General features: G+C 41.2%; 4 protein-coding genes. 1 reads left to right on the top strand and 3 read right to left on the bottom strand.

Annotation, left to right across the window (positions count from 1 at the left end):
- From AM228_RS27240 to AM228_RS33725, 3 genes are all read right to left on the bottom strand, one after another.
- A partial coding sequence (locus AM228_RS27240; RefSeq protein WP_082349168.1) for a hypothetical protein occupies window positions 1-1,467 on the bottom strand: 1,467 nt, incomplete at its 3' end.
- Window positions 1,468-2,569: 1,102 nt separating this feature from the next.
- Complete coding sequence (locus AM228_RS27235) at window positions 2,570-4,774, bottom strand: iron uptake porin (RefSeq protein WP_054470052.1); 2,205 nt, start codon at window positions 4,772-4,774, stop codon at window positions 2,570-2,572.
- Window positions 4,775-5,431: 657 nt separating this feature from the next.
- Window positions 5,432-5,713, bottom strand: coding sequence for a hypothetical protein (locus AM228_RS33725; RefSeq protein WP_156332106.1), 282 nt, complete (start codon window positions 5,711-5,713; stop codon window positions 5,432-5,434).
- A 331-nt stretch (window positions 5,714-6,044) separates the two neighbouring features.
- Here AM228_RS33725 and AM228_RS27230 point away from each other — a divergent pair, with 331 nt between their 5' ends.
- The gene (locus tag AM228_RS27230; RefSeq protein WP_054470051.1) at window positions 6,045-6,656 is read left to right on the top strand and encodes a CPP1-like family protein; all 612 of its coding nucleotides are present in this window, start codon (window positions 6,045-6,047) and stop codon (window positions 6,654-6,656) included.
- Window positions 6,657-7,124 lie beyond the last annotated feature (468 nt).

Below are 7,124 nucleotides of genomic sequence, written 5' to 3'. Positions count from 1 at the left end.
CGTTGGTATTGTCACCTCTGGCCGAGAATCCGGCAATGGACTTGTGGGCAGGACTCTAATTAGGTTTTGACTTTGCTGACTAATGCCATTATTATTTCCGTCATTTATATTCGTACTACCTTCAGGAGAACTAGGACTCGGCTGAATATTTATCACAACTCTACCATCTGAAGTTTCTGTTCTGCTCGGTAAAAGACTCAGACCTAGAAAACCCTTACCAAAATCGGTAGAGGTCGCCGTCGGACTTGAACCAAAAACCGCACCATTGCTTACGCCAGAAGAACCAGAAGTCGAGATCAAGCCGACCCCCACATTAAAAGAAACTTCACCAGTCCCACTACCTTGAGCCACAAAACCATTTCCGGTAATTTCCACATTAGTGCTACTTTCAGGGCTGTAGAAATTTAAACTTCCTTCTCTACCATTAAACTCTGTGCTACCCTGACCAACACCACTGACTTTATATTGTGTATCGCCGGTATAACTTTGACTCTGATTCGGATTCTGACCCGAACCATTGTTAGTTAAACCCCCCACGGCAAAATTAACCGGGCCTGAAATCGTCCCTGAAATCTTAAAACTATTATTATCTACTGTAATTTGCGATTCAGACTTGCTACTGTCATCTGAAATCGTACTTACTTGATTAGTCAAAAGATCGCTATTATCGGGAATTCCATCAATTGTCCCTTGAATCGTAAAATTAGTTTTCCCCGTCTGACCTTCATAACTAATACTTCCTTGACCCGCATCCAAATTCGTCGTTCCTTGTCCACCACCTTCCAACTCAAACTTGATATTCGCGTTAGCGGCCAGAGTATTACCATCAAACTGAATCAACTCAATTCCTGGGGCGGCAAACTGAGTATCCGCAGGCAGATTAATTGCGCCACCGGATAAGCTGGCAGAAAATTCGCCAATATGTAAACTACCGGATATTCCCTCAAAATTCTGACGAGATTGATCGGCAAGAGAGGTATCAGTAGCTTCTAAAAATACCAATGGTGTGGATGATTGGCTTCTAGAACGGATTAAAGTCCCCTCGAACACCCGATTCGGATCGAAAGAAGTCAGAGTAAAACTCAGGGTAGTAGTTACTCCTTGGAAAAAGAACGGAGTTCCCTCCGCCGTAAAAGCACGACCGGAAAGAGTTCCTTCTAGAAACCCCGTTTCTCCACCTTTGGGGACACCTGTCATTGGATCTAAACGACCCCCTCCAGGCCTAAACCGGGAATTCACCGTAATGCCATTAGGAGTTTCCAGGCGAATTATCCGAGTGTTTATGTCAAATAACAAGGTATTGCCTTGATTTGGCACAAAAAACGCCCCATCCCCAGCGGTTCGTCCACCCGTGACTGAAATTTCGGCTTGAGCGGCAGAAGGGTTCAGGAGAGCTAAACATCCTATAATTCCTAATGTGAGCCAGTATTTCCAATATTTAGTACGTGAAATATATGAAGTTGTCATGGTCGGGTTCCTCAGCTAATTAAAATTGTCTATACATAGCAAAATCATGCAGAAATATGCCTAAATTTTGCTGGGGTATAACGAGTATAAATAGAGAATGCCCTTAGACAACATAAGACTGCACCCTTGAGCATATAACATTGACTGCCTCCGTTAACTTGCCTGATTGCCTGAATAATTTTTTGCTGATGTTTACTCAAGAATTGATTGACAACAATTATTTTATTTTAAATTAATTATGTCAACCTATTCAAATAGGTATAAGTATTTCGGCTAAAAAGCTTTGTTTTTAAGGGCTTTGGCTGACAAAAATATAATCAAACAAATAATTTTTTCTATATAAATCAGTAAATAACCTCCATATAATAATCCTATAAATAACATATAAATGCTAATAAAACAGTGATAAATATAATTTATATTGATTTTGTTCGCTGCTTAATCTTGCTTGAGCATAAGCTGGATTTATTTAGCGATCGCTGTCAATTTGATTACCGATTAATTACCGATTGATGCTCGAATCAGATCACTGGAATTCATTTCTCAGTGAATCTACCATATACTTCTAAGATTGTCGAGTATAATTGAGTACCCAAGCGGGGTTTTTTAACCCGATACCCTCCCAAAGGTTTTGGATAAATTTTTATTTATATTGAATTTCAATATAATCTCCAGGTAATTCCCAGATAAATTTTGACCTCGCAGATAATTAGACGCGATCGCCAATCAACAAGTTCCAAAGAAACCATAAAAAACAGTTAACGGTTTTTTGGGAAAATATTACAACGGCCATTTACCTAATTTCCCGCCAAAGCATTGCTACGGGGCAGAGAACAAACTCCTCATCTCCTAACATAATCAACATTGAGTCACAACTGCCAGCTTTTTTGACTTAAAGGCGATCGGGGACATCCTTGGCAACCCAGACACTTCAAAAGTCACAGGAAAATTTTTTATTTGAAAAAATCAACCAAAATATCAACTCTCAGGCTCAACCACTACCAATAAATCAGTAGCAGCAAATACTGGCCGCAAATACTGGCATGATTCATGCCTAGTGCTCTGCGTAAAAATACAGAAGTTTTGCCTAACAAATAAAAGATTAAAAATTAAACGTCGTTCGCAGCACTCCCACCGTAATTGGGTCACTAGCTGGAGCATGACCAGGCTCAAAAATCATTAATACCCCAGGGGTCAGACTTAGCTGATCGGAAACTTGCCAGCGATAAAACAACTCTAAATGAGTAGTCGTCCCTGGTTGTCCTCCGGCTTCTCCTTCTCCTCCTGCCAGGAGATCGGGAATATTTTTGCCCATCGGCAAATCACTATGAACAATTTTGGGGGGTTGACCCACATAGATCCCGGCCAAATTATCTCGACCAAACAGATTTTCCCAATTCAAAAATACCATCCAGTTGGTCGTCTCCACCTCACCATCCCGGCCAGGAATTCCCGAATTCGTATAACCTCCCCAACTGCCAAGAGTCAAATTCGGAGTCATCTGCCAAGAAACCGTAGCCCCAAAGCCATTGGTTTTAATCGGCGAATCAATAGTTAATTGGTCATCACCAGATCCAGTCCCCAGGACACCTAGTGGCGAATAGGCATTTACATAGCTGAGTGCCACATTTACGGGGTTAATCGGCGTCAGGGTTAATTGCAATCCCAGGCTGGTTTGGCCGTCGGTGCCACCAAAGAGTCCGCCACTACTGACATCATCCGGGGTGCTGGCGGAGTAAACACCTTGAACGCTCATTCTGGAGGTTACCTGCCAGTCAAAACCGACCCCCCCACGACCATTGCCAATATTCACAATCGGATTTCGTTGCGCTAGGGCAGAAATCGGTCCACTTCCAGCACTTTCAACTTCATTCACCCCGCGAAAAACATTAGCCATATTCACCCCCGTAGGACCGACAATGACTGCTAAACGATTACCAATAAGTTGTCGATAGTTTAAATCGCTGAGAATAATTTGCCTCTCAGTATTCCCCTCGTATCCTAGTCTTGTATCATTGCTTAAGCGCGGCCCGGTGCTACCATTGCCCATTTGCATCCCGGCCAAAATTAAAGACCGAGAATTTAGTTGAGTCAGCAAAGTTAATTGCATATTATTGAGGAAATTAATTTCGCTGCCTGGGTCTTCAGTGTCTTTTTGATCGTCCACGGGAAAAAAGTCTGCTTCATTGGCTGTTCGACCCTGAAGACCAAAAATTGCTTGACCAAATAATTTCGTGGTGGTGGAAAATTGCTGCTCTTCGAGTTTAGTTGTTTGAGTGTTTAGGTTTTCGATTTTATCGTTAAAGATAGCCAATTCTTTGGCAAAATTTTGCTGCAATTGTTGTAGGGTAAGTAAATCTGCTTGTGCTTGTTGAATGTTTTGATTTTCTTGAATATTTTCTTGAATATTTTCTTGAATATTTTCTTGAATATTTTCTTGAATACTTTCTTGAATACTTTCTTGAATATTTTCTTGAATTATTGGCTCAATTTGCTCCCAGCAAGCATTTAAGGCGGAGACAAATTCATAACGAGTTAATGCCCGATTGCCGCGATAGGTTAAATCTGGGTAGCCAGAAATACAGTTATATCGTTCAACAAGTGACTGTAGTGCTTGGAATGCCCAATCTGTGGGTTTAATATCGGATAACTGAGATACGGAGGTAATTTGTCCCAGAGGATTTTCTAGGAGATAATTTTCTGGATAATTTTCTGGATAATTTTCTGGAGTAAAATCTGGGGATTGATGGCGATCGCCCCCATTTTCTGTAGAGAAAACCTGGGTATCTAAAAACTGAACATCTTGATCGACCTTTTTGTGAATAGGCTGAGAATTAAGAGGTTCGCTTGTTTGATGCTGCTGCCCTGGTTCCTGAAAAATATCAGTGGAAAAATGGCGATCGCCCGATTGGGGATCCTCTGATGGCCGATGACTGAGATCCTCATTAACCGTAGAGCCGGTAACCGCAGAAGGATGGTGATCGCCACCTGCGATCGAGCTATCTGGGAACTCTGGAACTGAACGATCTAACCTAAGTCTTGTTTCCCTAGGGTTCTCAACGGTTCTGACTGTCTCGGAAGTCAGCGATCGGGGTTGATCTCTGAAAACTGGGGTTTTGTCCATCAACTTCGAGGTACTTGTCATCGGATGCCCAGTCTGGGGGGTTATAATCTGACCTATGGCGGGGGGGCTTGAGCAACTTAATAAAGTCAGCCCCAACAGACTACTGATCGCCGTTTCCCAAATGGGGTTTAACTCTGTCCGTCCCGTTAAGTCTTGGGTTTGCTGATTTAATGCGGATGTCATAGTTTCCACAACTCCTACTGACCACTACCAATTTGCGAATTTTATAAAAATTTTTTGGGAATTTTCTGGGAATTTTCTGGGAATCTTTGGAGAATATTTCTCGTGAATAGACCAAACCTGTGTACGGGCTTTCGCATTCGGATATTAAATTTGGGGGTTAACAAGAGAAATTATTGCCCGAATGGGTTCATCCCCTACTTATCTGATTGTCTGACAATTTTAGCGTTTAGGGATTATTCGGCGGATTAAGACCGCAGAATGAAAATGACAAAAATCACTCAGTGGAGCGATTAATATTGGCCATTGCCTGGATGGGTTTTGCCCAACCCCCCTGATCGGACTGAGGTGGAGGTGGTTTTTAGCTGGTTTTTAATTTGCTTTAACCTGGGAAAATCACCTATAATTAATTTAACAGAATTTATTTTATAACATATCATAAAATTCAGCAAAATTACCAGTAATCAAAAAAATAATTAAATTTGGCCGAAAACAATTTAATAAAAATTAATCATAAAATTTCATAAAAAATCAAAGTTTATAGTGACAATGTCTTATGAAAAAAAGAATTAAGAAAGCCATACATCCAAGGCTTTGGAGTAATGGGGAAAATAATCCTTGTGCGGGCTACGCGCATTCCGGCAGATAAATTATTGATTTTTAGCAGAAATATAATACCGGAATGCACGTGGCTGCTACCCGATCGCTTCTAAAAGTGTCCAGAAATTGACTTGCAGCAGAGCCATGAGAGTCAAAAGCCGTAGACTGACAAATCTCAACCAAAAATTGAATAATTAAATAATTCAAGGTTAAAGAGGGTGAGTTCTGGATCCGGAGAGTCATTGACATCTTCAAGCTAGAGAGTAGCATATCACTAACTTGATCGCGCTTCCGGGTTAAGAGAATCGCGATCGCCCCCACCCTGGAAGGGAATCGAGTCAAAACGTCACTGATGACACGAAAGAACCGACAAATCTAGGTTATAGATATAATTGAAGGGGTAATTGACCAATCCCTTAGTCTTTCTTCGGCAGTCTTTCTTAGGCGGAGGAAAACAAGCCTGGGTCAGGATAGATCCACAGATAATTGCCAAGTATTGCGAAATCGGGTAAAAAATTGCTAGATTTATGGAAGTAAAACTTGGAAGTACAATGTGGAAGCATAGTTTATGGTAAAAGTGCGCTTTGGGCGATTCAAACAAGATAAAAGCATATAGTCAGTACAAATTTGTTAGGAATTCTCAGTAACTTTAGCGACAGGTGGAATGTATCTAATGAGTGAACAAACTCCCTATCAACAGCTTCGGGTTTCCGAAAATGCGACATTTGAGGAAATCCAAGAAAGCCGCAACCTTCTGATGCAAGAGTATAATGGCGATCGCCAGAAAATTGAGGCGATCGAAGCCGCGTATGATGCGATTCTGATGCAACGATTAAAACTCCGGCAGGAAGGCAAAATCAAAGTTCCCGACCGGATTCGGTTTGCCGAAAAAGTAGCAGAAACACCGCCAGCAATACCGGCTGTGCCAAAAAAAGAAGCTCCGGCTTGGCTTCAGAACTTTTTGGATACCCCAGAACAATCAGATATTCTATGGCCGGGGGGCATCTTCTTAGGTTTGAGTTTACTAGGACTTCTTCAACCAAATTCTGTATCTTTAGCCTTGGCATTAGGAATCGGCTTTGGGATTTATTTTCTCAATCGTAAAGAGCAAAAATTTCTCCGCGCTGTGGGACTAACAGTCCTGGCGCTGATTGTTGGACTATCCATTAGCTCTATTTTGGGAAATTGGTTAGTCGCCAGCGGGGTAATTTCTCTAACCACAGAAAGTCTAGCCGCTTTTATCACCTGTTTTGTTCTTTGGTTATCCAGTAGCTTTCTTAAGTAAAAAACAAACAATTACCGAGTAGATAAGTTTGGGAGATAGACAAATTAGGACAAATTAGGACAAATAACTTTAGGACAAATAACAATAAAAGAAATGCTTCATAGGTGCGAGATAAATCTGGTAGTTAAGCCTTAATTAAGGATTAATAACAAGACGAATTAGACCCAAAATAGCGGATTAAAGGCAAAAGATTGATGAATAAAAAAAGGGGATAGATTCAAATCTATCCCCTTTTTTTATTGTCCCTATATCCGGGCTATATCCGGGTTATATTCCGGTTTTTTTATGACTTGGGTAACTTTAGGAAAACCCAGGTTTAACCAGAATACAAATTCAGTCGATCAATCCCATGAAACCAGAAATATTATTCAGCACCTTGGGCTAATAATTCCCGATTTTTGGCCGGTTGAACTGTGACTTTTCCTTCTTCGTTGATATCCACTAAAGCGGTGTCTCCTTCGCTGACGC

The organism is Planktothricoides sp. SR001 (assembly GCF_001276715.1).
In the GTDB taxonomy this organism is placed as follows: domain Bacteria; phylum Cyanobacteriota; class Cyanobacteriia; order Cyanobacteriales; family Laspinemataceae; genus Planktothricoides; species Planktothricoides raciborskii.
This window is presented reverse-complemented; position numbering and strand designations above follow the sequence as displayed.